This is a genomic window from Halorubrum sp. C191, assembly GCF_002727095.1.
GTDB lineage: Archaea > Halobacteriota > Halobacteria > Halobacteriales > Haloferacaceae > Halorubrum > Halorubrum ezzemoulense.
The window spans coordinates 1-26,412 of sequence record NZ_NHNZ01000098.1; the positions used below are offsets into that span (position 1 = coordinate 1).

General features: G+C 69.3%; 28 protein-coding genes. 17 read left to right on the forward strand and 11 right to left on the reverse strand.

Annotated features, from left to right (window positions below; genetic code table 11):
• Positions 1–103: 103 nt before the first annotated feature.
• Entirely contained in the window at positions 104–499 is a 396-nt protein-coding gene (locus Z052_RS08870) for a universal stress protein (protein ID WP_049930521.1), read from the reverse strand.
• Positions 500–659: 160 nt separating this feature from the next.
• On the opposite strand from Z052_RS08870, the gene Z052_RS08875 reads away from it, so the two are divergent.
• The 7 genes from Z052_RS08875 to Z052_RS08905 all read left to right on the forward strand — a co-directional run bounded on the left by Z052_RS08875 (position 660) and on the right by Z052_RS08905 (position 9,107).
• Positions 660–1,955, forward strand: a complete 1,296-nt coding sequence (locus Z052_RS08875; protein ID WP_080508555.1) for an ABC transporter substrate-binding protein — start codon at positions 660–662, stop codon at positions 1,953–1,955.
• Positions 1,955–2,806 carry an ABC transporter ATP-binding protein gene (locus tag Z052_RS08880; protein WP_049930523.1) on the forward strand — a complete coding sequence of 284 codons (852 nt, stop codon included), beginning with the start codon at positions 1,955–1,957 and terminating at the stop codon, positions 2,804–2,806. The genes Z052_RS08875 and Z052_RS08880 overlap by 1 nt, the downstream gene beginning before the upstream one ends.
• Positions 2,806–3,639 (forward strand): ABC transporter ATP-binding protein, encoded by an 834-nt coding sequence (locus Z052_RS08885; RefSeq protein ID WP_129452547.1) that lies wholly within the window; start codon positions 2,806–2,808, stop codon positions 3,637–3,639. The genes Z052_RS08880 and Z052_RS08885 overlap by 1 nt, the downstream gene beginning before the upstream one ends.
• Positions 3,640–5,718, forward strand: coding sequence for an AMP-binding protein (locus tag Z052_RS08890; RefSeq protein ID WP_099288981.1), 2,079 nt, complete (start codon positions 3,640–3,642; stop codon positions 5,716–5,718). It abuts the gene before it with no gap.
• Complete coding sequence (locus tag Z052_RS08895; RefSeq protein WP_049930529.1) at positions 5,719–6,672, forward strand: branched-chain amino acid ABC transporter permease; 954 nt, start codon at positions 5,719–5,721, stop codon at positions 6,670–6,672.
• A gap of 87 nt (positions 6,673–6,759) precedes the next feature.
• Positions 6,760–7,806: a branched-chain amino acid ABC transporter permease gene (locus tag Z052_RS08900; RefSeq protein ID WP_099288982.1), complete on the forward strand. Its 1,047-nt coding sequence runs from the start codon at positions 6,760–6,762 to the stop codon at positions 7,804–7,806.
• 137 nt (positions 7,807–7,943) lie between these two features.
• A complete protein-coding gene (locus Z052_RS08905) occupies positions 7,944–9,107 on the forward strand; it encodes a phenylacetate--CoA ligase family protein (protein ID WP_049930533.1) in 1,164 nt (387 codons plus the stop codon).
• Positions 9,108–9,162: 55 nt separating this feature from the next.
• Here Z052_RS08905 and Z052_RS08910 read toward each other — a convergent pair whose 3' ends face one another.
• Positions 9,163–10,008 carry an amidohydrolase family protein gene (locus Z052_RS08910; RefSeq protein WP_094520994.1) on the reverse strand — a complete coding sequence of 282 codons (846 nt, stop codon included), beginning with the start codon at positions 10,006–10,008 and terminating at the stop codon, positions 9,163–9,165.
• A complete protein-coding gene (locus Z052_RS08915) occupies positions 10,001–10,474 on the reverse strand; it encodes a PaaI family thioesterase (RefSeq protein ID WP_049930535.1) in 474 nt (157 codons plus the stop codon). The genes Z052_RS08910 and Z052_RS08915 overlap by 8 nt, the downstream gene beginning before the upstream one ends.
• A gap of 136 nt (positions 10,475–10,610) precedes the next feature.
• Here Z052_RS08915 and Z052_RS08920 point away from each other — a divergent pair, with 136 nt between their 5' ends.
• From Z052_RS08920 to Z052_RS08935, 4 genes are all read left to right on the forward strand, one after another.
• Positions 10,611–11,183, forward strand: coding sequence for a peroxidase-related enzyme (locus Z052_RS08920; RefSeq protein WP_049930536.1), 573 nt, complete (start codon positions 10,611–10,613; stop codon positions 11,181–11,183).
• Positions 11,184–11,297: 114 nt separating this feature from the next.
• Positions 11,298–12,038 carry a helix-turn-helix domain-containing protein gene (locus Z052_RS08925; RefSeq protein WP_094520993.1) on the forward strand — a complete coding sequence of 247 codons (741 nt, stop codon included), beginning with the start codon at positions 11,298–11,300 and terminating at the stop codon, positions 12,036–12,038.
• Positions 12,039–12,105: 67 nt separating this feature from the next.
• Positions 12,106–12,297, forward strand: a complete 192-nt coding sequence (locus tag Z052_RS08930) for a hypothetical protein (RefSeq protein ID WP_049930539.1) — start codon at positions 12,106–12,108, stop codon at positions 12,295–12,297.
• Between the two features lie 182 nt (positions 12,298–12,479).
• Positions 12,480–13,712 carry an alkaline phosphatase family protein gene (locus Z052_RS08935; protein WP_094520992.1) on the forward strand — a complete coding sequence of 411 codons (1,233 nt, stop codon included), beginning with the start codon at positions 12,480–12,482 and terminating at the stop codon, positions 13,710–13,712.
• Between the two features lie 63 nt (positions 13,713–13,775).
• Here the strand turns inward: Z052_RS08935 and Z052_RS08940 are convergent, their stop codons facing one another.
• The 3 genes from Z052_RS08940 to Z052_RS08950 form a co-directional block, all read right to left on the reverse strand.
• Positions 13,776–15,167 carry a M28 family peptidase gene (locus Z052_RS08940; protein ID WP_049930540.1) on the reverse strand — a complete coding sequence of 464 codons (1,392 nt, stop codon included), beginning with the start codon at positions 15,165–15,167 and terminating at the stop codon, positions 13,776–13,778.
• Positions 15,168–15,247: 80 nt separating this feature from the next.
• A complete protein-coding gene (locus tag Z052_RS08945) occupies positions 15,248–15,955 on the reverse strand; it encodes a DUF2270 domain-containing protein (RefSeq protein ID WP_094494494.1) in 708 nt (235 codons plus the stop codon).
• Positions 15,956–15,998: 43 nt separating this feature from the next.
• Complete coding sequence (locus tag Z052_RS08950) at positions 15,999–16,334, reverse strand: hypothetical protein (RefSeq protein ID WP_086215542.1); 336 nt, start codon at positions 16,332–16,334, stop codon at positions 15,999–16,001.
• Positions 16,335–16,438: 104 nt separating this feature from the next.
• Here Z052_RS08950 and Z052_RS08955 point away from each other — a divergent pair, with 104 nt between their 5' ends.
• On the forward strand, positions 16,439–18,340 hold the full coding sequence (locus Z052_RS08955) for an ATP-binding protein (protein ID WP_094520991.1): 1,902 nt from the start codon (positions 16,439–16,441) through the stop codon (positions 18,338–18,340).
• 138 nt (positions 18,341–18,478) lie between these two features.
• Positions 18,479–18,931 carry a universal stress protein gene (locus Z052_RS08960; RefSeq protein ID WP_049930546.1) on the forward strand — a complete coding sequence of 151 codons (453 nt, stop codon included), beginning with the start codon at positions 18,479–18,481 and terminating at the stop codon, positions 18,929–18,931.
• Between the two features lie 27 nt (positions 18,932–18,958).
• Here the strand turns inward: Z052_RS08960 and Z052_RS08965 are convergent, their stop codons facing one another.
• The 5 genes from Z052_RS08965 to Z052_RS08985 form a co-directional block, all read right to left on the reverse strand.
• Entirely contained in the window at positions 18,959–19,246 is a 288-nt protein-coding gene (locus tag Z052_RS08965; protein ID WP_094520990.1) for a transcriptional regulator, read from the reverse strand.
• Positions 19,247–19,401: 155 nt separating this feature from the next.
• On the reverse strand, positions 19,402–19,878 hold the full coding sequence (locus tag Z052_RS08970; RefSeq protein ID WP_049930549.1) for a 50S ribosomal protein L11: 477 nt from the start codon (positions 19,876–19,878) through the stop codon (positions 19,402–19,404).
• Positions 19,879–20,010: 132 nt separating this feature from the next.
• Positions 20,011–21,384 (reverse strand): MFS transporter, encoded by a 1,374-nt coding sequence (locus tag Z052_RS08975; protein WP_049930551.1) that lies wholly within the window; start codon positions 21,382–21,384, stop codon positions 20,011–20,013.
• A complete protein-coding gene (locus Z052_RS08980; RefSeq protein ID WP_089308218.1) occupies positions 21,381–22,103 on the reverse strand; it encodes a TetR/AcrR family transcriptional regulator in 723 nt (240 codons plus the stop codon). The genes Z052_RS08975 and Z052_RS08980 overlap by 4 nt, the downstream gene beginning before the upstream one ends.
• A 172-nt stretch (positions 22,104–22,275) precedes the next feature.
• Positions 22,276–22,470, reverse strand: coding sequence for a cold-shock protein (locus tag Z052_RS08985; RefSeq protein ID WP_004596869.1), 195 nt, complete (start codon positions 22,468–22,470; stop codon positions 22,276–22,278).
• A gap of 244 nt (positions 22,471–22,714) precedes the next feature.
• Here Z052_RS08985 and sdhC point away from each other — a divergent pair, with 244 nt between their 5' ends.
• Genes sdhC through Z052_RS09005 form a run of 4 tightly spaced genes read left to right on the forward strand, consistent with a single transcriptional unit; the run spans position 22,715 to position 26,294 of the window.
• Positions 22,715–23,140, forward strand: coding sequence for a succinate dehydrogenase, cytochrome b556 subunit (gene sdhC / locus Z052_RS08990; protein ID WP_049930554.1), 426 nt, complete (start codon positions 22,715–22,717; stop codon positions 23,138–23,140).
• A 1-nt stretch (position 23,141) separates the two neighbouring features.
• Complete coding sequence (locus Z052_RS08995) at positions 23,142–23,513, forward strand: succinate dehydrogenase hydrophobic membrane anchor subunit (protein WP_049930555.1); 372 nt, start codon at positions 23,142–23,144, stop codon at positions 23,511–23,513.
• Positions 23,514–23,520: 7 nt separating this feature from the next.
• Entirely contained in the window at positions 23,521–24,411 is an 891-nt protein-coding gene (locus Z052_RS09000) for a succinate dehydrogenase/fumarate reductase iron-sulfur subunit (RefSeq protein ID WP_089308217.1), read from the forward strand.
• Between the two features lie 53 nt (positions 24,412–24,464).
• On the forward strand, positions 24,465–26,294 hold the full coding sequence (locus Z052_RS09005; protein ID WP_049930559.1) for an FAD-binding protein: 1,830 nt from the start codon (positions 24,465–24,467) through the stop codon (positions 26,292–26,294).
• Positions 26,295–26,412 lie beyond the last annotated feature (118 nt).

The following is a 26,412-nucleotide window of genomic DNA, read 5'->3' on the forward strand; positions in this document are numbered from 1 at the left end:
TCGCGTCGCATGACGGCGAGGACCACATCGAAGCCCCACCATCAACGAGCGAGCCCCCCCAACGAGCGAGCCTGTCAGCGCGAGCGAAGCAGGGTGAGGTCGGTTACTCGCCCCCGCTACAGACGAGGACCGGTCGTTCGGTGTCGAGGATGACGCTCTGCGTGACGCTGCCGAACAGGACCTTCCCGGTGGGGGTGCGCTTCCGCCCGGCGACGACGATCTGGTCGGCGTCGTACTCGTCGGCGACGTTGAGGATCGCTCGGGCCGCGTCACCGCCGTACCCCTCGGGCGTCACCTCGATCCCGGCGTCTTCGAGTCGCGACCGAGCGACCCGAACTGACTTTACCTGTTCGACGGTGCCCCCCTCCCTGTTCTCGCTGAAGGAGTGAACGAGGACCGCCGTCACGTCGTCCGTCTCCAGCGGCATCGACGCGATCGTCTCGGCTTGCGCGCTGGCCCGGTCCTCGTCCGCGTCGATACCCACAACAAAAGTGAACATGCGACAGTCGTTGCGGCACTCGCATTTGACTGTTTCGGCGGACCGGATCGCTCCGCGCGGTGCTCTCGAGCGCCGCGGCGACCGAAGGACTGCCCGCAGGCGAGTGAATCCATCCCTAATGATTATGTAGTACGTGGCTCTGGGTGGTAGGTAGATGCTCATGACAAATGATAACACAGGGGATCCGACGAGGCTGTACCGGCGGCGCAACGTCCTGAAGAGCGGTGCCGCCGGAGCGGCGACGCTGGCGCTCGCCGGATGTATCGGCGGCGGGGACGGCGGAGACAGCGGAAGCGGCAGCGGCGGCGGAGGGAGCGGGGGGATGCCCGATTCCGTTACGGTGCCCGGGATATACGACGAGAGCGGCGCGACTTCCGACGTGGGCCGGCCGACGGCCATCGGCTCTCGCGACACCATCACGTACATCAACGAGAACGACCTGTTCGACGTGAGCATCGACCATCCGAACAACGACTACGCCTACGAGGTGCCGCAGGCCCAGCAGTACTACCAGCAGTACACCTCGGAGTCGTCGCCGCCGCTGATCATCGGCTGGGGGACCGCCGACACCGAGGCGCTGGCGGGCACCGTCGCGGACGACGAGGTGGTGTACGTCTCCGCGTCCTACTCCGCGAACCTCGTCACCGAGGAGTTCCCGTACAACTTCTTCGGGAACCTCGATTACACCAGCCAGGCCCGCGCCCACCTGCGGTGGATCGCGGACAACGACCCCGAGGCGACGGTCGGGTTCATCTTCTCTAACACGGCGTTCGGGCGGTCGCCCGTCGAGGGCGGCAAGCAGTACGCCGAGGAGCTCGGGCTCGACGTGGCCTCGGACATCAACCTCCCGCTGACCGCCAACTCCGCGACCACGCAGCTCAGACAGGCCCGCGACCAGGAGATCGACTACCTCATCCACCAGAACACGTCCGCGCCGATGCGGGTGCTCTTGGAGGACCGACAGGACATCTACCCCGACCTGACGGTGTGCGGCCTGACCTACACCGTCGACGAGCGCGTGGTCCAGCAGTCGCCCGACATCTTCGAGGGCGTGCGATACGTCAACGCGTTCCGAACGTTCCAGGGCGCTCTCGACAGCGGCGGCCGGGGCGCGGAGATCATCGAGGCGAACTTCGAGCGCGAGGGGCGCAGCATGGACGACCCGGAGGTCGCCCAACTCAACTACGTGCGCGGCGTGATCCACGCGCTGCTCGCGCTGAAGGGCCTGCAGAACGCGGCCGAGGCCGGGAACGACGTCACGACCGGGCCGAACGTCAGACAGGGGATGTTCGGCATCGAGGACGACGACATGTTCGGCCTCGCTGAGCCGTTCAGCTACGCGGAGGACGACCGGCGCCCGACGATGAACGGGCGGCTGTTCGAGGTCACCGACGGCAGCCTGAGCTTCGACACCAGCGTCGAACTGCCCCGTCGCGACTCCTGGATCGGACTGTGATGGCGACCGACGAGCAAACGACCGCGGACGCGACGGCCGCGGCGGGCGACGGCGATCCACCGGTCGTCGAACTCGACAACGTCGAGATCGTCTACGACCGGCACTTCCTCGCCGTGCAGGGCGTCTCGATGTCGGCCAGCGAGGGCGACATCGTCGCGCTGCTCGGCCCGAACGGCGCCGGGAAATCGACGATACTGAAGATGATCAGCGGCATCGGGCGGAGCGAGCGCGGCGAGGTCACGCGGGGTCGCGTTTTCCTGCGCGGCGAGGACGTGACCAACTACGGCGCCAACGAGATGGTCGGCCGCGGCATCACGCACATCCTCGAAGGAAGGCGGGTGTTCGAGGACCTCACCGTCGAGGAGAACCTCCGGTGCGGGCTCTACCGCGAGGGCCGCCGGTTCCGGTTCGACGAGGACGACTACCAGATCGCCTTCGAGTACTTCCCGCAGTTGGAGGACATCTTAGACCTCAAGGCGGGCTACGCCAGCGGCGGGCAACAGCAGATGCTCGTCATCGCGCGAGCGCTCATCCACCGGCCGAACCTGCTCCTGTTGGACGAGCCGTCGCTCGGCCTCGCGCCGAAACTTGTCAGGGACATCTTCGAGACGCTCGTGGAGATCAACAGGAAGGAGGACATCACGATGCTCATCGCCGACCAGAACGCCAAGCGCACCCTGGAGATCGCCGACTACGGCTACGTCATGGAGAACGGGCAGATAGAGCTTCACGACCCGGCCGACGATCTCGTCCAGCGCGAGGAGATCAAGGAGTTCTACCTCGGCACGTCCAGCGAGGACTCCCGCTACACCGACATCAGGCACTACAAGATCCGCAAGAGGTGGACCTGATGAGCGCCGATCAGGAGGCCGAGACGCGGGCGGCGGCGCTCAGAGGCGGGACTCACGTTTCTCCCGAGGACGCCGCGATCGGCTGCCGGAACGTGACCAAGACGTTCGGCTCGATCACCGCCGTCGACGACGTGGACCTCGGTGTCGCCGACGGCGAGTGGGTGTCCATCGTCGGTCCGAACGGGGCCGGGAAGACCACGCTGTTGAACATCCTCAACGGTTTCTACACGCCCGACGCCGGGAGCGAGGTGTTCCTGAACGGCGAGGAGGTCAGCGGCAGGCCGGAACACTACCGCGCGCGCCACGGCATCGGGCGGACGTTCCAGGGCTTGGAGCTGTTCGAGAGCGAGGACGTCTTAGAGAACGTGATGACGACCCGGGCCGTCGCCGAGCGCCCGAACGTACTCTCGGCGATGCTGTACTACGGGACCGGCCGGAAGACGGAGGCCGAGAACATGCGGTTCGTCGAGGAGATACTCGACTACCTCGAGCTCTGGGAACACCGCCACACGACGGTGTCGACGCTGCCGCTCGGCGTCCAGCGGCGCGTTGACCTCGCCCGCTCGCTCGCGCTCGAACCGGACGTGCTCCTGCTCGACGAGGCGATGAGCGGGCTCACCTTCGACGAGAAGTACGACATGATCCGCTTCCTGACCGACCTCCACGAGGAGGAGGGGCTGACGCTCGTGATGATCGAGCACGACCTCGAAGTCGTCACCGCCGTCTCCGAGCGGATGATCGTCATGCAGAAGGGCGGCGTCATCGCCCGCGGGCCGCCCGAGGAGGTGACGAACGACCCCGAGGTCGCCCGCGTCTACACGGGGGTCGAGTAGATGGCGGCCGACAACGCCGAGAGCGAGGGCGTCGCGTCGGGCGACTCCGACGACTCGGGGCTCTCCGTCGAGCGCGTCCTGACCGCGCCGGAGGGCGAGTCGGTTCCCATCGTCTCCGACCGGGCGCTCCCCGAGATCCTCATCGACCACGCCGCCGAGCATCCTGACGACATCGCCCTGCGCTGGAAGCGGTACGGAGTCTGGCAGGAGTTCACTTGGGAGGAGTACTACGACCGGGTGGAGCGGTTCGCGCTCGGCTTAGAGGAGTACGGGTTCGGCGACGAGGACGTGCTGTTCACCATCGGCTACAACCGCCCGCACCAGCTGTGGGCGTGGATCGCCGCGCAGTCCCTCGGCGGGATGGCGGCCCCGAACTACGAGGACATGCTGCCCGAGGACATCGAGAAGCAGCTCCGACTGCTCGAGCCCGAGGTGGTGTACGCGGAAGACCAAGAGATGGTGGACAAGCTCCTCCTCGTCTCGGGCGACGTGCCGTCGCTGTCGACCATCATCTACCGGGACGACAAGGGGATGTTCCGGTACGAGAACGGCGAGAAGACCGAGCCGGGCGACCCGGAGATCGTCGCCTACGAGGACGTCGAGAAGCGCGGCCGCGAGCGCCGCGAGTCCGGGGCCGTGAGCGACGACTACCTCGCGTCCGAGATCCAGGCCGTGCCCGCGGAGGCGACCGCGATGCTCGCGCCCACGTCGGGGACGACGGGGATGCCGAAACGCGTCCGGCTCTCGCATTTCAACCTCGTGAACCTCGCCAACGCCGCCATCGACATCGACCCGCTGCCGAAGGAGTCGGACTACTTCTCCTACCTCCCGATGGCGTGGGTGGGCGAGCAGATGATCCTGCTCGCGGCCGCGTTCGTCGCCGGCTGGACCGCGAACTTCCCCGAACAGCCCGAAACGGAAGAGGAGGACCTCCGCGAGATCGGCCCGGAGATCATCTTCTCGTCGCCGAAGCGGTACGAGGCGTGGGTCGCGGATATCAAGGCGAAGGTCGAGAACACCACCCGGTTCAAGCGCTGGGTGTACGAGAAGGCGACGAGCATCGGCGAGAAGTACGCCGAGTACGTCATCGGCGACAGGAACGACGAGGAGCCGCCGGCGTGGCTGCGCGGCGCCCACTGGCTGTCGTACTGGGTGGCGTACCGCCCGATACTCGACAAGATCGGGCTGAAGCGCGCGAAGAACGTCTACACCGGCGGGGGCCCGCTCGGGGAGGACCACTTCGAGTACTACCACGCGATGGGCGTCCCGCTCAAGCAGATCTGGGGGCAGTCCGAGGTGTGCGGCTTCGTGACGATGCACCGCGACGACGATGTCCAGGTCGAGACGGTCGGCGAGGTGTTCCCGAACGTCGAGGTGGGCATCACGCCGGGCGGTGAACTCCTCGTCCGCGGCCCGGTCGTCACCTCCGGCTACTACGGGATGCCGGAGAAGACGGAGTCGGCGTTCGAGGACGGCTGGCTCCACACCGACGACTTCGGCGCGCTCACCGACGACGACCACGTGCGGATCTTCGACCGGATGGACGACGTGTTGGAGATGAGCGACGGCACCGCCGTCGCGCCGATCAGCGTCGAGACGAAGCTGAAGTTCAACCCCTACGTGAAGGAGGCGATGGTCGTCGGCGACGACCGCGCCGAGCTCACCGCGGTGCTGAACATTCGGTACGACAACGTCGCGGAGTGGGCCGACCAGCGAGACATCCAGTACGCGGGGTACAGCGACCTAACGCGGAAGGAACCGGTCTTAGAGCTGCTTCGCGGAGTGGTCGCCGAGACCAACGAGGACCTCGACAACCCGATCCGGCGGTTCGTGCTCCTGTTCAAGGAGTTCGACGCCGACGACGGGGAGCTCACCCGCACCGGGAAGCTCCGCCGCGAGGTCGTCGTGGACCGGTACGGCGACCTCGTGACCGCCCTGTACGACGGCAGCACCGAGATAGCAATGGAGCTCACGATCACGTACCAAGACGGCAGAGAGTCCGATGAACGCGGCGTCATGCGCATCGTCGACGTGGACCAACCGGTCCTCGACGACGACCGCGAACTGGAGGTGAGCTAGATGGTCGACTGGGTCACGTTCATCGACATCTCGCTGAGCGGACTCGGACTGGGCGCGCTGTACGCGCTCGTGGCCATGGGCTTCTCGCTCATCTACAAGGTGACCGGCGTCCTGAACTTCGCGCAGGGCCAGATCGCGATGATCGGCGCGTACGGGGTCGTGGTCTTCGGCACGGCCACCGTGCTCCCGGCGGCGATCCCCGCGTGGGCCGCGGTGCTCGTGACGGTCCTGCTCGGCCTCGTGCTCGGGCTGGCGCTCGAACGCGTCGTGTTCCGCCAGTTCATCGGCGAACCGGTGCTGTCAGTCATCATCGTGACGCTGGCGCTCGGCAGCATCCTCGAGGGCGTCGTCTTCTTCCTGTACGGCCAGAACGCGCAGGCGTACCCGTCGGCGCTGACGTTCGGCGGCCAGCTCAGCCTCCCGCTGGGCACCTCGATACAGGCGGCGTACGCCATCGCCGTCGCCATCGCGCTCGTCGTCGTCGCCGTGCTGATGCTGTTCTTCCGCGAGACCGTCACCGGGTCGATCCTCCGGGCGTCGGCCAGCGACGAGCAGGCGGCGATGGTGCTCGGCGTCTCGATCGAGCGCACCATCGCGCTCGCGTGGACGCTCTCGATCGCCATCACCGCCATCGGCGGCATCCTGCTCGCGACCTCCAGCGGCGGGGCGGCGGTCTCCATCGAGAACACGGGGATCATCATCTTCGCCGCCGTCGTGTTGGGCGGCCTCGACAGCATCCCCGGGGCGTTCATCGGCTCGATCGTCGTGGGCGTCCTCCAGGAACTCGGCTCGTACTACCTCGTGGGCGGCACGGCGGTGTACGTCCCGTTCACGGACGTTCAGGCCAACTTCGGCGCGGGGTTCGGGGAGATACTCCCCCTCATCCTCCTGCTCGTCGTCATCCTGGTGAAGCCGTACGGCCTGTTTGGCACCGAGCGGATAGAGAGGCTCTGACCATGAACGGACACAGTTCGCGCGCCACGCGGCGCTCCGGCGGCGTACCGACGACTCGAACGGCCGCGGCCGAAGGGGGGTGGTCGCATGCCCTGCGGTGAGTACTTCACCGACTACGAGTCGCGGATGGGCCTCGTCCGGTGGCGGACGCAGAAGATCGCGCTCGCCCTGGGGCTGCCGATCCCCTTCATCGCGCCGTTCCTGCTCGGCGGCGGGACCGTGACGCTGCTGACGCAGGCGTACATCTTCGCCATCGCGGTGTTGGGGCTCAACGTCATCCTCGGCTACGCGGGCGAGATCGTGCTCGCGCAGGGCGCGTTCATGGCCATCGGCGCGTACAGCACGAGCAGGCTGCTCGCCGTCGGCGCGGGGCTGTTTCCGGCGCTCGCCGTCGGCGGCCTGATCTCCGCGCTGGTCGCGGTCGGCTTCGGCCTCCCGTCGTTCCGGGTCAAGGGGTTCTACATCGCCATCTCGACGCTGGCGCTCCAGTTCATCGCCGAGGAGTGGTTCTTCGTGAACCCGCAGCTCGCGTTCATCCACGGCGGAACGACCCAGTCGGTGCCCTCGAACGTGGGCCTCGTCGGCCCGGTCGGCGCCCTCGGCACGACCATCGACAAGTACCTGCTCGCGCTGGTGCTGTTGTTAGTGTTCGCGCTGCTGTCGCTGAACCTCTCGCGGACCGGGATCGGAAAGACGTTCCGCGCCCTCCACGAGAACGACCTCTCCGCGTCCGTCCTCGGTGTCAACGTGTTCAAGAACAAGCTGCTCGCGTTCGCCATCGGCGGGTTCATGATCGGTGTCGCGGGCGGGCTGTTCGGGTTCCAGATCGGCTTCATCAACGCGGAGTACTTCACCCTCGGGCTCACGCTCGAACACTACGTCATGCTGCTGTTCGGCGGCCTCGGGCGCGTGTGGGGGGCGCTGCTCGGCGTCGGCGTCGTCACGCTCGTGCAGGACTACCTCAACGACGGGCTGAACTACCTCGCCGACCTCACGGGAACCAACGCGACCGCCCTGCTGCCGGTGTTCTTCGGTTCGATCATCATCGTCGTGCTCGCCGTCGAGCCGAAGGGGGTGTTGGCCGGGCTGGGCAAGATCAAGGAGTACCTGCGCACGTGGCCGTTCGCGTACTGAGCGCGACGGCCCGCGCGCCGCGATACGGTCGCGTCGCTCCCGTCTGACCTGACGCGATCCGTCTGATCTGACGCGGTCGACTTCGACGCCGCGCCCGTGACGGAGATTTATGTGCCAGTTTTTCGTGTGTTAACGCGATGTACGACGACAGCACACTGGCTGCGGTCGGGGAGCAGTTGGAGCGGGTCGCCGACCGCGACTTCTACGCCGAGAAGTTCGCGGACGCGGGCGTCGACCCGACGGCGGTTGACTCGTGGGCCGACTTCCGGTCGCTCCCGTTCACCACGGCGGGGGAGCTCGAGGCCGACTTCGAGGCCGCGCCGCCGAGCGGGTCGCTGTACGACGGCGCAGCCATGGTCACGTTCTCGCCGATGGGCGAGCAGCTGCGACCGGTGTTCGACACGGCCGACGACCTCGAGGCCCAGGCCGCCGCCAACGCGGACGTGCTCGAACGCGCCGGCGTCGAGCCCGGCGACCGCGTCGTCAACACGTTCGGTTACGAGCTGTTCGGCACCGGGTACGTGCTCCATCGGGCGCTCGAACGCCTCGGCGCGGAGGTGTTCCCGCTCGGCCCCGGCGACTCCGAGCAGGCCGCCGCCACCATCGAGGCGTACGACGTGGACGCCGTCGTGGGCAACCCGAGCTTCGCGCTGAAGATCGGCGCCGAGGGCGGCTCGGTCGACACGTTCGTCGGCGCGGGCGAGCCGTTCACGTCGATCCCCGGCCGCCGCGAGGCGGTCAAGGACGCGCTCGACGCCTCGACCGCGGTGGACTACTTCGGTACGCGGCACATCATGCCCGTCGCGGCCGAGACCGCGGCCGAGGACGGCCTCCGCGTCGTCGATGACTACGCGGTGGTGGAGGTCGTCGACCCGGACACCGGCGAGGTGCTGGACGCCGGCAAGCGTGGGGAGGTCGTCGTGACGCACCTCAGGAAAGCGGGGGTTCCCCTTGTGCGCTACCGGACCGGCGACCTCGCCGAACTCGCGGTCCGGGACGGGACGGTCGTGCTGCCCGACGGCGTCATCGGCCGCACGGACGAGCGGCTGAAGGTCAAGGGCGTGAAGGTGTACCCGGAGAGCATCGAGACGGTGCTCGCCGGCTTCGAGGGACTGACCGGTGAGTACCGCGTCGAAGTGTCTCAGCCCGAGACCACCGACCGCCTCGTCGTGATCTGCGAGGGCGAGGCCGACGCCGACGAACTGCGCGCGGCGCTCGGCGACCGCCTCATCGTGACCCCGGACGCCGTCGAACTGGTCGCCGACCTCGACGAGCCCGGCGTCGTGGACGAGCGGTACTAAGCGCCCGCCGAGCATCGGCGTCGCTCAGTCGCCGTCGAGGAGGCGGCATCGTCGCTCAGTCGCCGTCGAGGAAGCGGCGCGCGGTCCGAGAGAACATGTTCCGTTGCGCCTCGACCGGGAGATCCCGCGCAAGCAGGTGCTCTCGTTCCCGGGCGTACGGATACGGAATGTTCGGGTAGTCGGAGCCGTACATGACCGACTCCGAGAGCTCGATCAGCGTCTCGTCGGCGACCGTCGCCGGGTCGAACTCCATGTACGTCTCGGCCACGCTCGACATGGCGAAGGTGGTGTCGAGGAAGACGTTGCCGTTGTCGCGGGCGAGTTCGACGAACGCGTCCACCTCGTACGTCCCCATGTGCGCGGCGCACACCCGCACGTCCGGGTAGGAGGCGAGGAACGACTCGAAGCGCTCGACGCCGACGTGGGGGCTGTCCTCGAACATCGGCGCCGTCCCGGCGTGGAGCAGGACCGGCACGTCGCGGGCGGCGACGGCCTCGTAGGCGGGGTCGAGCCGCGGGTCGTCGGCCGCGAACCCCTGGACCGGCAACTGGAGCTTCAGGCCGCGGGCCCCGGCGTCGAGGGCGTCCGCGACGACGGTCCCCGGGTCGTCGTCGCCGGCGTGGACGGTGGCGAACGGGACCGCCATCTCGGAGTCCGCGGCAGCCTCGATCACCCACTCGTTGAGGTCGCCCGCCGTCCCCGGGCGCGAGGCGTACGGGAGCGCGACGTACCGCTCGACGCCGGCGGCGGTCAGTGCCGCTTCCATCCGGTCGCGGTCGGTCGGGTGGTCGAACGTCCAGCCCGCGGCCTCGCCCAGCGCCTCTCGGATGGCGGCCATCAGCCGCTCGGGCATCAGGTGGACGTGCGCGTCCACGACGCCGTCGACGGGGAACTCAGTCATCGGTGAGCTTGTAGACGCCCGTGCCGGTCGCGCAGACGGCGTCCCCGGACTCGACTTCGACGCTCGCCACGCCGATGTCGGCGCCGCGGCGGTCAACCGTTGCCGTCGCGTACAGCGGCTCCCGGCCGGCGGCCTCGAGGTAGTTCACGCGGAGGTCGATGGTGGGCGTGAACGCCTCGCGCCCGCCGACGAAAACGGCGGCGCCGGCGAGGTCAACGAGCGCGCTCACGACGCCCCCGTGGACCGCGCCGAGGTCGGGGTTGCCCACGAGCCCGGGATCGAACGGCAGCTTGACGCTGGCGCGCTCGGGTGTCACGGCGAGCACCTCCAGGTTGTGCCGCCGGTGGAAGGGGACCTCGCCGTACAGCCGCTCCACGACCGCCGTCCGGTCTGCCTCTCCCGAACTCGGCGCCGGCCGGCGGTCGCTGTCGCCGGCTCCCGGACCGGCGTCGCTCGGGTCGGGCATGCGTGTGCCAACGCACGCCACGCCCCCGCATAAATCAACCGCCCAGGTCGACGAGACCGTTCGAGACGTTGGAGAGCAGCGAAGCGATGGGTAGTCCGGGGGAACGGCTTTGTGGTCACGGCGCGCGCTTGGGGGTATGAACGAGGACGCGATGCGACGGTTCCCCGTGCCCGACTACGAGGACCTCCCCGAGGACCTCCGCGACCGCATCGACGAGGAGACGGAAGACGCCGGATTCACGCCGAACGTGTTCTCGGCGTTCGCGTACAAACCCAGCCACTTTCGGGCGTTCTTCGCGTACCACGACGCGCTCGTGTCCGACACGCCGCTGGCTCGGGAGGAGGTCGAGATGATCGTCGTCGCGGTGTCGGGCGCGAACGACTGCCTCTACTGCGTGGTCGGCCACGGCGCGCTCTGTCGGATCTACGCGGGCGCGCCGAAGCTCGCCGACCAGCTCGCCACGAACCACAGGCAGGCCGACGTCTCCGACCACCACATGGCGATGCTCGACTTCGCCGTCACGCTCACCGAGTCGCCCGAGGCCGTGACTGACGAGGACGTACAGCGGCTCCGAGACGCCGGCTTCTCCCCGGAGGAAGTGTGGGACATCGCCTCCGTGGCGGCTTTCTTCAACCTCTCCAACCGCATGGCGACCGTCGCGGACATGCGTCCGAACGACGAGTTCTACGCGATGGGGCGCAGCGACTGACCGCGCCCGCGCCGCCACCGCCGACGCACCGCCACCGACGACGCGCCGCCACCGACGAGGACGGCTCGCGACCGGTCCGGAACCCGTTTGAACCTCGGCGACCTCGAATCGGCCATGCGGGAAGTGACGTTCCGGATCCACCACGCGGGGGAGCCGGAGTGCGAGGTGAGCGCGCGCCACCCGGAGGTGCGGTACCGGTCCGTCTCCTCGATGACCGGCAGCGGGTCCGAGCGCAAGCGGATCGCCGAGCTCACCGGTCCGGCGGCGGAGATCGCGGCGTTCGTCGAGGACTTCCGCGAGTTCGACCTGATCGTGTCGGCCGAGCCGCTCGCGCCGATCGAGGGCGCCCACGCCTACGTCGCACTGACGATCGACATCTCGGCCGCCGACTGGGACGGGATCGGCGAGCGGTTCTCGCGGCTGGGGATCCACTACCGGACGGGGACGACCATCTCCGGCGGCGTCGAGCGCTGGACGGCGTACCTGGAGGACGACGACGACCTCTCGGCGGTAATGCGCGAGCTCGAACGCGGCGGGAACGAGGTGGAACTGGCGCGGAACGTGGAGCTCGCGTCCATCGAGCGCTCGCCGCAGCTCCCCGCGTCCGGCCTCCTCGACGGGCTCACCGACAGGCAGCGCGAGGTCCTCGCCACCGCGATCGCCGCGGGCTACTACGACCACGGCGGCGGCGTGGGCGTCGAGGAGGTCGCCGCCGAACTCGGCCTCGGCTCGACGACCGTCTGGGAGCACCTCTCTCGCGCCGAGTCGTCGGTGATGAACGCGCTGTTCGATCGCTTCGCGGAGGGCGAGCCGGTCGACGCCGCGTACGGGGGAGACCGGACCGACTCGCCGTGAGCCGGACTGATCGCCCGCGAGCGGGGCCGGACCAACGCTTTTGTAGCTTCGGGACGGAGCGCCGCGTATGGACGAGGGAACGGTGACCGTGCCGGACGAGCAGTACGAGCGGCTCGCGGCCCTCGCCGCCGCCCGCGGCGTGAGCCCCGAGACGCAGTTAGCCCGGCTCATCGACGACGCGTACGCCGGCCTCGACGCGGACGGCGACGCCCCCGAGTCGCTCCCGCTCGGCGTCTGCGACGGTTCCGACGAGGAGTGAGCCGAGCGGCGGCCTGACGAGCCGTCCGCGAGCCGCCGCGCCGGACTCGGGGCCGGCGCCCCGCCCCGCCGGCCCCCTCGCGGCCACGCCGAGAGGCGCTCGCCGAGGACCGACGAGACGCTCACGACAGGTTAAGAAACGATCCGCCCGGAGGGCGTCGGGACCTCTCTACGACCGCTACCGTGTTTCGAGACGATATCGAGCGGGTCCTTCGAGACCGTCAGCAGCGCGACGGCTACCTCTTCCCGGCGTACGAGGACTACTGCTTCGGGAACGTCCCGGACACCGTCCGATCGGTGCTCGACGCCGGCGGCCGCCGCGCCCTCCCGAGCGACGTGTTCGACGGCGTCGAGAGGGACGTGGACACGGTCGTCCTCCTCCTCGTCGACGGGTTCGGCCTCGACGGCTGGAAGCGCCACCGTCCACGGTGTGACCTCCTCGACCGGCTCACCGAGGCGGGAACGGTGACCCCGCTCACCTCGGTCTACCCGTCCGAGACCGCGGCGGCGATCACCACGCTCGAGACGGGGCGACTCCCGTGCGAACACGGGTGCGTCGGGTGGAACGTCTACGACCCCCGGTTGGATACGGCGTTCCTGCCGCTCGGGAGGGATGTGAAATCGGGCGCGGCGGCGGAGCGAGTCCCCGAGGGGTCAGTCGTCGGATGCGAGTCGCTCTACGCTCGGATGCGCGACGCGGGGGTCGACTGTCACCGCCTCCAGCCGTTCGACGCCGGCGGCGAGGACGTTACCCAGCACGTCTACGACGGCCTCGGTTCGTTCGGCGAGCGCCTGTCGGCGGCGGTCGCGGCGAGCGGCGACCCCGGATACGTCTACGCGTACGTGCCGCACGTCGACCACGTCTCCCACGCCGAAGGCACCGACGGCCGGGCGTACGGCGAGACGGTGGCGACCGTCTGCGAGCAGGTCACCGCCGCTCTGCGGCGGGTCGATCGGCGGACCGCGGAGCGGACGCTGCTGCTCGTGACGGCCGACCACGGCCACGTGAACACGGACCCCGACGCCAATCTCGACCTCTCGGCGAACGAGGCGGTGACGGGGAACCTCCGACGGCACGCCGACGGCACGCCGGTCAAGATGTCCGGCAGCCCCCGCAACGTTCACCTCCACCTGCGACCGGGAACGGTCCCGGACGCGCGGCGAGCGCTCTCGGACCACGACGCGCGGACGTTCACCCGGCGGGAGGCGATCGACCGCGACCTCTTCGGCGACCGCCCGGTCTCAGACCGGTTCCGACGGCGCTGCGGCGACCTGATCGTCACGCACCGCGACTCGGGAGTGTGGTTCGGCGACGTCGAGCCGGAGAAACTGTCGTACGTCGGGATGCACGGCGGGCTCAACCCGGCGGAGATGCTGGTCCCGTTCGCGGCGGCCCGCGCCTCGGCGCTCGACTGACGCGGCGCGCGGTCCGGACTCGACGCCGGCCTCTGCCGGGTGTCTTGCGTCGACCTCCCGGGCTTACCCGTCGTAGGGCCACCGCCCGCCCGTCTTCAGCTCCTCGACGTACCCCTCGTCGATGGCGTCGCGGATCGACTCCCGCGATCGGTGGTCCGCCCCCACGTCACCCGTCGCGAACCGGTAGACGGCCGCGGTCACGAGCGTCGCCACCTCGCGGAGGTCGCGGGAGTCGAGCTTGTCGATGGTGTCGGCGTGAGTGTGGCCCCAGCCGCGCCCTGACTGGTCGCTCGTCGTCGACGCCATCACGGCCGGGATTCCCTCCTGAACGAACGCCCACTGGTCGCCGTGGGGCGAGATCGTCTCGCCGGTCGTCAGGGGGGCATCGAACGCGTCCGCGACCGCCTCGAACGGCTCGCGCATCCCGTCGAACCCGTTCGTCCCCACGCGGAGGTTCCGCGAGCTACACGCGCCGTCGAGGTTCACCACGCAGGCGATATCCTCCTTCGGGGTCGTCTCCGCCGAGTGGTATGCCCCCCACAGCCCGATCTCCTCCGAGCCGAAGGTGACGAGGCGCACCCGCGTGTCGAGGTCGCCCTCGACCGTCGCGAGCAGGCGACCGACCTCCGCGACGAGCGCCGACCCCGCGCCGTTGTCGTTGGCGCCGTCGCTCACGTCGTGGGCGTCGACGTGGGCGGTGAGGTACACCGCCTCCTCGGTGTCCGGGCCGACCTCCGCGACCGCGTTCACCGAGGTCGTCGGCTCGTTGCGGCAGTCGACGTCGAGCGAGACGGTCGGGCGGTCGGCTCCCGAGCCGCGGCCGCCTCCGCCGTCGCCGTCCGCGGCCGTCTCGGCGAGCCGCGAGAGCCGGTCGCCGACCTCCTTCGAGACGCCGACGGCGGGGATCGGCCCCGGTCGGTTGTGGTACCCGATCTCGCCGGTGGGCGGGAGCGCCCCCTCGATGTGGTTCCGGAAGACGAACCCGACCGCGCCGCGTTCCGCCGCCGCGACGTACTTCTCCATCCGGTGGATCCACCGGTCGTGGCTCTCCGGCGTGCGAGAGGAGGCCATCGCGACCGCGCCGTCCAGCGCCTCGCCCGCGGCCGCGAACTCCTCGTCGGTGCCGTCGCCGACGTCGACGAGGGGGGCCGTCACCTCGCCGCTCGGGGTCCCGGGCAGCGCGATCACCTCGTGGGAGTTCCCGTGGTGCCGCTCCACCGCGCCCGACACCGACAGCGAGGAGTCGCCGCGCCACCAGCCGGGGATCTCGAACTCGTCGAGCCCGGCGTTCCGCAGGCCGGCCGCCTCGAACGCCTCGACGACGCGCTCCGCGCCGCGCCGCTCCCCGGTCGATCCCGCCATCCGGTTCCCGATGTCGGTCAGGTCCGTGAGGAGGCTCCACCCGAAGTCGCTCGTCCGCGCGTCGCCCACGACGCGGTCCGGTAGCTCGGTCATACGGTTCGGTAGTGCCCCGAGCGAAAAGGGGTTGCGGGAGTCGCGGATCGCCTCGTCTGGCTTCGCGAGGCCGTACCGGTTCACTTCCACTCCTCGGCGTCCTCGGCGGCCTGCATCTCTCCTTTAGCTCGTCTCGGCGCCCGCCGAACCGTCAGCGCGATCACGACGACGTAGAACCCGCCGACGAGCGCGAGCACGAGCGCGCCGGGGATCGGCCCAACCGACGCCGTCGCGACGACGCCGTTTCCGGCGGTGGTGAACACCGTGAGCCGCACGACCCACGCGGCGACGAGGACGGAGACGAGCGGCGCGTACACCCGTCGGAGACGCCGCGAGACCGCCTCGACGGCCGGCATCTTGATAGTCGGCTCGCGGAGGTCCTCGCTCAGCAGCGCCCGCCAGTTCGACTGCTCGACGCCCTCCGGATCGAGGGCGTTCGCGAACACGTTCTCCTCCAGCAGCCGGACGCGGGACCGCCACACGTCGAAGGTGCGGTACCGACGCGTCTCGATGCCGAGGAAGACGCTGAGCATGACGAGCCCGATGAGCAGCACGTAGTGCGGCCGCGACGCGCTCGAGAAGGTCCACGTGAGCAGGGACGCGGTCACCACGACCGCCCAGTTGGTCGTGCGGTCGATGCGGGTCCGCCACGAGCTCGTCCGTCCGAGCTCGCCGCGGTATGCGTGGCCCATCAGCGAGAGGAAATCGGACCGGTCGCCGGCGGCCTCGGCGGCGACCTCGCGCTCCTCCCGAGACTCGGGGTCGAAGTCCTCCGACGGTTCGGACATACCGACCCGTACCGAGGCGGGGCAGGTAAAAGCGAGGCGAGACTCAGGCGGGGTCCGCCGCGGTCACCTCGACGTCGACCTCATCGGGGTCGACGCCGATCCGCGCGAACTGCGTCCGGACGTGGTCGCGGGCCGCCTCGACCGCCTGGTCGCGCGTGTCGAACCCGCGGGGCATCGGCTCCTCGAAGGCGACGCGGATCTCCTCGCCGTCGACGACGAGCGGGGAGCCGCCGCTCTCGACCTCGTAGAAGGAGTCGCACACCCACACGTACGGCGCGTCCTCGTCGGGCGCGCCCTTGTACGCCGGCGGCTCTTCGCCGCGCTCGAACACCGTACCGGTGAGGTCCGTCCCGCCTCCGCTGCCGCGAACGAGTATCATGGCACGGGTACGGGGTCGAGCGTGATAAGCGCGCCGCGGGAGGGGTTCCCGTGCGTCCCGGCGGGAGGGCAAACGCTTTCGGCCCGGCGGCCGGTGGATACGCCATGACGCTGGAGGATTTCACCGAGTTCACTGGAGACGGTGACGGCGACGGCGGCGCGCCGAGCGAGGCCGACGGCGGAGGCGACTCCACGGCCGACGGCGGGGTTGCCTCGGCGGCCGACGGCGGGAGTGCGGCCGATGCGGGGGGTGATTCGGCGACCGAAGCCGGGACCGCTGACGCGCGCGGCGACGCGGAAGACGAGGCCTTTGCCGCCTACGACGCGACGCCGGCCGGCAGCGACGCGGGGCTCGGCGTCGTGTCGGTCTCTCAGGGGCTCCGCGTGGCCGAGGAGGAAGACGAGACGTCGCTGAAGGCGTTCGTCACGACCGGCAACCGCGAGTCGGTGCGGCTCGGAAAGTACCTCCTGATCCCGTACCCGGACGGCGAGCGGCTGTTCTGTCGGATCACGGGACTGGAGTACGCGCAGGAGTTCCAGTCCGACGACGCGACCGAGATCCACGCCCGCCGGCAGATGCGCCGCGACGAGTTCGCCGAGCGCGACTACAAGTTCGTCGCCGACCTGGAGCCGATGTCCGTCGTCTACGGCGAGGGCGAGGGGATGAAACGCCGGATGACGGACCGCGTGCCGAAGCCGGGCGCGGTCGTCGAGGAGGCCGACGACGACGCCGAGATCAAGACGGGGCTGAAGATCCCCGACGACGGCGTCTTCCTCGGCCACCTCTCCGTCGGGGGCGAGAAGGTCCGCACCGCGGCGGAGCCCCCGACGGTCGACTACCGCGTCAAGGACGACTACGGCGACGGCGACCCACTCGCGTTCCGGCACACGCTCGTCGCCGGCGGCACCGGTTCCGGGAAGACCCACGCCTCGAAGAACGTCCTCCGCCAGTACCTCGACTCCGACCGAACCTACCCGATGGGCGACGGCCGCGAATCGCGAATGGCAGTCGTCCAGTTCGACCCGCAGGACGAGTACGCGCAGATGCACGACGACAACCCCGACCTCGACGACGCGTTCGCGCGCCGGCTGGAACGCGAGGGGATCGCCCACGGGGGCCACGACGACACCGTCGCCCTCGTGCCCCGCGTCGCGAACGCGACGTACCCCGGCGAGGGGCACCGCGCCGAGCGCGTCGAGTTCACGATCCCCTTCTCGCTGGCGAAGGACATGCCGTGGCTGGTCGCCGGCTCCGGGCTCAACGACAACCAGTACCCCGCGCTGTTGACCCTCATCAACCGGTTCTTCGACAACTACGGCGACGCGGGCACCTACAGCGAGTTCCTCTCGTACCTCGACGACCCGGCGCTCAAAGAGGAGCTCCACGAGAGCGGTCGGATCCACGAGGCGACGTTCGACGCGGTCAAACGGCGGGTCCGCGGGGTCCCGAGCGGGATCTTCGATCAGGACGCGAAGCCGATCACGGAGCTGGACCACACCCTCGTGCGCCCCGGCGGGCTCTCGGTCGTCCCAACCTACCACCTGCCGACCTCCCGGCAGAAGGAGATCGTCGTCCTCGCGGTCGCGGGGCTACTCGTCGACGACAAGCTCTCGAACGACCCGGCGAGCGACCGGATCAAGGAGACGCCGCTGCTGGTCGGGATGGACGAGGCGCACAACTTCCTCGCCGACGCCGACAACGTCCAGGCCCAGAAGGTGGTCCAGAAGTTCACGGAGGCCGCGAAGCAGGGCCGCAAGGAGCGGCTGGGCCTGTTCCTGATCACGCAGGACCCCCAGGACGTGGCCGAGTCGGTGTTCAAGCAGGTGAACACGAAGATCGTCTTGAACCTCGGCGACGAGGACGCGATCTCCAGCGTCAACATCCCGTCGAACCTCGCCGGCAAGGTGCCGTACATGGAGAAGGGGCAGATGGTCGTCTACTCGCCGGACAACTCCGAGCCCGTCGAGCTGATCGGCCTCTCGGAGTGCGTGACGCGGCACGACTGAGACGAGCGCCGCGCGGCCGGCGAGCGCTCCGCGACCGACTGCCCCGCCGCCCGGTCCCGGCCTACGGCCTCGCGGTGAATTGTCGCCGGCTCGAACTCATCGCCGCCCTTTTTGTCCGGAGCAGTCGAACCGCCGCGTATGAGCAAGCGCATCCTCGTCGCGGTGGACGGGTCGGAAGAGGCGGCCGAGGCGCTGCGGTTCGCGGCCGACGAGTGGCCGGACGCCGACCTCACGGCCCTTCACGTGATCAACCCCGCCGACTCGGCGACGGGCGCCGACGGCGGGTTCCCGGGCGCGTCCGACCAGTGGTACGAGAGCGCCAAGCAGCGCGGCGAACGGGTCCTCGCCGAAGTGTCGGAGATAGTCGACCGGGATGTCGAGACGCGGCTGGAGGTCGGCCGCCCGACGAAGACGATCCTCGGCGTCGCGGGCGGCGAGAAGCCGGTCGGCGAAGACGGCGAGGACGGCGAGCCGTTCGACCACCTCGTGCTGGCGAGCCGGGGCCGGACCGGCCTCTCGCGGGTCCTCCTCGGCAGCGTCGCTGAGGGCGTGGTGCGCCGCGCCGAGGTGCCCGTCACGGTCGTCCGCTGAGCGCGCTCCGCTGACGAGGCGGTCCGCCTACCCCTCGGCGCGCTCGGCCGCGACCACCTCGCCGACCATCGACCACCCCTCCTCGTCGGGTCCGGACCGGCCGAGCAGGATGTCCTCGTAGTCCTCGGAGCTGATCAGTCGGAACTCGGCGTCGGCGTCGCCGTCGGTTCGGACGCCCTCGCCGCGGAACTCCCGCTGGAAGAACTCCGTCGACGAGAACTCGAAGACGCCGGTCTCGCCGGAGTCGAGTTCGAGCCGAACCGGTTGGGGCTGGACGTTGTGGATCCGCTTCGCGATCGGGTTGAGATCCGGCATACCGACGTGTCGGTCCGGTCCGCTCATAAGTGGCCGCCTCCGCGGACGGCCCGAACCCGGACGGTGCGGAGGGCACGCACCCCGATGACGCGGACCGCGGTGTAACGGGTCGGAATCAAAAGCGGCGCCGGAAAGCGGAGAGCCGGAAAAAAGCGTTACTCGTCGAGGACGTCGTCGTACTCGCCGGCGTCGACGCGGTCGTCGAACGTCCGGGCGTCCTCGCCCTCGATGGTGACGCCGAGGGAGGCGCAGGTGCCGCCGACCTCCTTGGCGGCGGCCTTCGTGTCGTACGCGAGCAGGTCGCTCGACTTCTGCTCTGCGACCTTCTTCACCTGTTCGATCGACATGTCGGCGACGAAGTTCTCCTGCGGCTCGCCGGAGCCGGTGTCGAAGCCGGCCTCGTCCTTGATGAGCTCCGCCGTGGGCGGCACGCCGACCTCGATGGTGAAGGAGCCGTCGTCGTCGTACTCGACGGTGACGGGCACCTCCATGCCGTCGAAGGCAGCGGTCTCGTCGTTGATCTCCTCGACGACGTCCTGAACGTCCACCGGCGTCGGTCCGAGCTCGGGACCGAGCGGCGGGCCGGGGTTGGCCTGCCCGCCGGGGACGAGCGCTTCGATAGTTCCAGCCATGTCCGTACGAACCCGACGCCGACTTTTAACGGTTGTTCTTTCGGGCAGGGGGCGATAGCGGTTCGCATACGGCGTCCCGACGCCCCGCCGGAAGGAGTTCCCGTCCCGCCGGTCGGGCGGCGACGAGCGCGGCTACGCGTCCGTCGCGACGGGGTCGTTCCCGCCGGCCTCGCCCGCGGCCTGCCCGGGCAGGAACGTCCCGGTCTCCCGTCGGACTCCGAAAAGGAGGACGACGCCGGCCAGCAGCGGGAGGACGGCGCAGGCGGCGTAGATCGGCGTGAAGCCGACCGCCTCGATGAGGGGGAGCGACACCATGGGGCCGAGCCCGCCCCCCACGTCGCCGAGGACGTTGTTCGTTCCCGAGGCGCGCCCCATGCGCTCGTCGGGGGTGAGGTCAGCGAGCAGCGCCATCATCGGGCCGCTCGTCCCGCCCTGTCCCGCGCCGATGAAAACGCAGGCGAGACCCAAGGAGAGGACCGAGCCGGCCCGCGCGAGCAGCAGGAACCCGACGAACGAGACGACGAGGAATGTCAGGAGGATCGGCGTGCGGGAGTCGCGGGTGTCGGAGACGCGTCCGCCGACGAGCATGAAGAACGCCGCCGAGAGGACCGTTCCGGCCATGAACAGCCCGGAGGTGCCCTGCGGGGCGAGACCGAACAGCGAGATGTCGTTCGCGCCGAGGAACAAGACGAGCGTGGAGAACAGCGCGCCGATGTACGCGAACATCAGTCCGAAGTTGACCAGCCCGACCGTCAGCGCCGGGACGGCGGTGTCGATCTCCCACGGCCTGATCGAGTCGTCGGAGCGGTCGCCGGTGACGTGCGTCTCCGGGACGTACCGGTAGGCGACCGCGCTCGCGGTGAGCGCGAAGGCGGCGGCGACGGCGAAGGCGGCGACGTTGCCCACGAGCGCGGAGACGACGCCGCCGAGGACGAGGCCGGCCGGGAACCCCATCGTGATCCCGCCGCGGACGATCCCCATGTTCGTCCCCCGCGAACCGCTGTCGGAGAGGTCGGCCGCGATGGTGTACGCCGTCGCGAACACCGCCGCGGAGCCGAGCCCCCAGAGGACCCGCGCGAGCAGGAACCACGTCTCGGGCGCGACGGCGACGCCGATCGGGGCGAACCACTGCTCGGGACCGACGACCAACGGGCCGACGGCGAACGCGGGGAGCGAGGCCGCGAGTGGACGGAGCGCCTCTGCGGGGGGCATCGCGAGCGCGACGACGTAGCCGAGCGTGGCGACCCCCTCGACGAACAGCCCGGCGACGAACGGCGTCCGGGTCCCGTACCGGTCGACGAGGGCGCCGGCGGGCGCGTTCGCGATGAGTCGAACCCACCGGTTCGCGGAGAGGATCGCGCCGACCATGAACGCGGAGATACCGAGGACTGCGCCGAGGTTGGGGAGGATCGGGAAGACGACGCCGCCGCCGAAGCCGACGAAGAACGTGCTCGCGATCACCGCGAGCAGCACCGGCGGCGGTCGCTCGAACCCGAAGCGGCTCATTCGCCGGGGTCCGTGGACCTGCCGGCCGCTCCGTCGTCGTCGACCGATTCGTCAGGGTCGGCGTCGCCCCGAAGCGCGTCGATCGACTCGTCGAGCGGCGGCAGTTCCACGCCCTCCGCGAGCAGCGGGCCGACGATCCGCCGGAGCGTCGCCTCTGCGACCTCGCGGGTGTAGCCGGCCGCGTCGTCGTCGCGCCCGGCGCCGGCGAGGGTGATCTGTCTGGTCCGGGCGCCGTCGAGGGTGGCCACGAGCAGCGCCGCCGTCTCCTCCGCGTCGACGTCGCGGAAGACGCCGGCATCGATCCCGTCCCCGAGGATGTCGGCGACGGTGCCCCGCAGCAGCCGGTCGCTGCGCGCCAGCTGCTCGCGGATCCGCTCGTTGAACGGTCCCTGCGTGCGCAGCTCCAACAGGGCGATGTGGAACGCCTCGCGGTCGGCCTCGTCGGGCGCGAAGACGAACCACCCGACGAACTGGACCAGCCGCTCGACGGGCGGGTCGTCGGCGCGGGCCGCGATCCGCTCCTCCGAGTCGGTGACGACGTAGTCGAGGAAGGCGACGAGCAGGTCCTCCTTCGTGTCGTAGTGGTAGTGGAGCAGCGACTTGCTCTTCGAACACTCGTCGGCGATGTCCTGCATCGTCAGGTCGGCGTACCCGTGAGCGCGGAGGGCGCTGTACACCCCGTCCATGATCTCCTCCGCCGCGCTCGGCGCGTCGCTCATTGACTGACTAGTCAGTCAACGAGCGGTAAATCCCTATCGGTCGGGGTCGGATCGGGTGTTTCGCCGTCGGCGCCGACCGGGCCTACCGCCCGCGGTGGCCCGCGATCCGGAGCGGCCGCTCGAGGGGTGAAAGCGGTCGAAAAGCCGATTCGCCTCGGGTGTCGTCGCCGACTTACAGACGGGTGACGTTCGACGCGCGCGGACCCTTGTCCGCCTCCTCGATGTCGAACTCGACTTCCTGACCCTCTTCGAGGTCCGGACCGCCGACGTCCTCCATGTGGAAGAACACGTCCTCGTCCGCGTCGTCAGTCGAAATGAAACCGTAGCCGCCAGTGTCGTTGAAGAAATCGACTTCGCCTTTCGCCATTGCGACCGAAGAAGCGGGAGTGGAACATAAAAGGCTTCCGTGACGGTGCGGTCCCTGAAACCCGGTCTCACGGGCCGGTCCGACCGCGTCGCGCCGCCGCGAGCCGGCTCTCGCGGAGCGTTCAAAAATCCGCCATTTCGGGTCGTTGCGTCCGTTTCGCGGGCGTTCGTCGCTCGCCGAGATCCGGGAGCGAGCCCCGCCGTGTTAGTAACTACTATACGACCCCGGTTCAGAACCGTTAGGTATGAGTCAGTCGTACAATCGAGGCCTCATCGAGGACTTCGGCCGTTGGCGGGAGTTCGAGGCGGGGATGTGGGCGTGGATCTTCCACAAGTTCACCGGATGGGTGCTCATCGGGTACCTGTTCACGCACATCGCCGTGTTGAGTACGGGGATTCCGGCGGCCGGCGCCAGCGAAGCCGCGATCGCCGCGGGCAACGACGTGTACACGCAGACGATCGTCTCGCTGGAGGGGCTGCTGCTCGTCCGCATCCTGGAGGTCGGCCTGCTGGCGGTCGCCGTCTTCCACATGCTCAACGGCACCCGGCTCCTCCTCACCGACCTCGGCATCGGGTTGGACGCACAGGACAAGAGCTTCTACGCGTCGCTGGTCCTCACCGGAGCGATCACCGTCGCGTCCGTGCCGACGTTCATCGCGGGGGCGTTCTGAGATGGCCGAGCGCTACTCCTCGTTCCAGTCGGGCGGCCGGATGTGGCTGCTCCAGCGGATCACGGCGGTGTTCCTGCTGGTCGTGTTGGCGTTCCACTTCTTCCTGCTCCACTTCGTCCACCACGCCGACGAGGTGTCGTTCCTCGCCAGCTCCGGCCGGATGGAGCAGCTGAGCTACTACTCGCTGATGATCCTCTTCCTCGTGACAGCGACGTTCCACGGGGTCAACGGCGTCTACAACGCGCTGGTCAACCAGGGGCTCACCGGCACGAAACGCACAGTGATCAAGTGGACGCTCGTCGCCGCGAGCGTCGTGCTGATCGCGCAGGGAATCCGCACCGCGAACGCGTGGGCGGGCATCGGACTCTACTGAACCGACAATGAGCACGCAAATTCCGAAGCAGACCGAGGAATCGACCGAGGCCGAAACCGAGACGGAGCCGGCCTCGAAGGGCGAGGAGCGCCGCGCCGAGAAGCGGCGCCGCGCGGCCGAGCGCCGCCAGCAGCGACAGGAGGAGGAAGCGGAGAAGGCGGCCGCCGACGAGAGCACGGTCGAGCTGAAGGTGTTCCGCTACGACCCGCAGGTCGAGGGGAAACAGGAGCCGCGGTTCGACACCTTCCACGTCCCGTTCACGAAGGGGATGACCGTCCTCGACGCGCTGATGTACGCGCGAGACACGTACGACTCCTCGCTCACGTTCCGCCACTCCTGCCGGCAGGCGGTGTGCGGCTCCGACGCGATGTTCGTCAACGGCGGCCAGAAGCTTGCCTGTAAGACGCAGATATCGGACCTCGAGGAGCCGGTCCGCGTCGAGCCGCTCCCCCACGCCGAGGTGACGAAGGACCTCGTCGTCGACATGGAGCACTTCTACGAGCAGATGGAGGCCGTCGAGCCGTACTTCCAGACGGACGAGTACCCGGACGGCGAGCTCGAAGAGCAGCGCCAGGACCGGGAGAACCGCGAGAAGATCAAGATGTCCACGCGCTGTATCTGGTGTGGCGCGTGTATGTCCTCGTGTAACGTCGCCGCGGGGGACAACGAGTACCTCGGGCCGGCCGCGATCAACAAGGCGTACCGGTTCGCGATGGACGAGCGCGAGGGCGAGGAGATGAAACAGAAGCGCTTAGAGATCATCGAGCAGGAGCACGGTGTCTGGCGGTGTCAGACGCAGTTCTCCTGTACGGAGGTGTGCCCGAAGGACATCCCCCTCACCGAGCACATCCAGGAGCTGAAGCGCGAGGCGGTCAAAAACAACCTGAAGTTCTGGTAATCCCGACAGACAGTATCAAGGGACTTCGGAACTTACGAAATTACATACCAACAATGCACGAACACGATGTCGTCGTCGTCGGGGCCGGCGGGGCGGGACTCCGGGCGGCGATCGCGGCACAGGAAGCGGGCGCGGACGTGGCGATGGTGTCGAAGCTCCATCCCGTCCGGTCGCACACGGGCGCGGCAGAGGGCGGGATCAACGCGGCGCTGCGCGACGCCGACTCCTGGCAGGACCACGCGTACGACACGATGAAGGGGTCCGACTACCTCGGCGACGCGCCCGCGGTCGAGGCGCTCTGTCAGGAGAGCCCCGAGGAGGTCATCCGCCTCGAACACTGGGGGATGCCGTTCTCCCGCGAGGACGACGGGCGCGTCTCGCAGCGACCGTTCGGCGGCCTGTCCTTCCCGCGCACGACGTACGCGGGCGCCGAGACCGGCCACCAGATGCTCCACACGATGTACGAGCAGGTGGTCAAACGCGGGATCACGGTGTACGACGAGTGGCACGTGATGGACCTGGCCGTCACCGACGAGGACGATCCCGCGGAGCGGACCTGCCACGGTGTCGTCGCGTACGACATCCAGAGCGGCGAGATAAGCGGCTTCCGCGCCGAGAACGGCGTTATCCTCGCGACCGGCGGGATGGGGCAGGTGTTCGACCACACCACTAACGCGGTGGCGAACACCGGCGACGGCGTCGCGATGGCGTACCGAGCCGGCGTCCCGATGGAGGATATGGAGTTCATCCAGTTCCACCCGACGACGCTGCCGTCGACCGGCGTCCTCATCTCCGAGGGCGTCCGCGGCGAGGGGGGAATCCTCTACAACAGCGAGGGCGAGCGGTTCATGTTCGAACACGGCTACGCGAACAACGACGGCGAGCTCGCCTCCCGCGACGTCGTCTCCCGCGCCGAGCTGACCGAGGTCAACGAGGGGCGCGGCATCGAGGACGAGTACGTTCACCTCGACATGCGCCACCTTGGCGAGGAACGCATCCTCGACCGCCTGGAGAACATCCTCCACCTCGCGGAGGACTTCGAGGGCGCCGACGGGCTCACGGAGCCGATGCCGGTCAAGCCCGGTCAGCACTACGCGATGGGCGGCATCGAGACGAACGAGTTCGGCGAGACCGTCATCGACGGGCTGTACGCCGCCGGCGAGTGCGCCTGCGCCTCCGTCCACGGGGCGAACCGCCTCGGCGGTAACGCGCTGCCGGAGCTCATCGTCTTCGGCAAGCGCGCCGGCCGCCACGCCGCCGGCGAGGAGATGGGTGAGGCCGAGATCGAGACCGGCCGCTCGGGCGACTGGCAGCCCGCCGACTACGAGTTCGGTGTTGAGGTCGGCGAGACGAGCGGTTCGGGCACGGCCGCGGCCGACGGCGGCGCCGTGGCGACCGACGCCGAGAGCGTCCTCGGCGGCGCCGTCGACCGAGCGCAGGAGCGCGTCGACGAACTGCTCTCGCGGAAGGGCCGCAACCACGCCGAGATCCGCTCCGCCGTTCAGGAAACGATGACGGACAACGTCAACGTGTTCCGCGAGGAAGGGCGACTTGAGGAGACGTTAGCCGACCTCCGCGAGGCCCGCGAGGCGTACAAGGACGTCGCGGTGTCGGACCCGTCCCGGACGTTCAACACCGACCTCATCCACACGATCGAGACGCGGAACATCTTGGACCTCGCGGAGGCGCTGACGATGGGCGCGCTCGCTCGCGAGGAGTTCCGGGGCGCCCACTGGCGCAAGGAGCACCAGGAGCGCAAAGACGAGGACTGGCTGAAGCACACGCTCGTCTCGTGGAACGACGGCGAGCCGGAACTGTGGTACAAGCCGGTCGTCCTCGAGGGCGAGAACAAGACGTACGAGCCGAAGAGCCGGTCGTACTGAACCGCCCGGGACGCTCGGTCGCCCGCGGCGGCGCGTCGCGGCTCCGACCTCTTGGGCCGGAGTTCGCCCGGTCCGGTCGCGGCCCCCGATCTGTCCGGCGGCGGCCCCGGATCGTTTC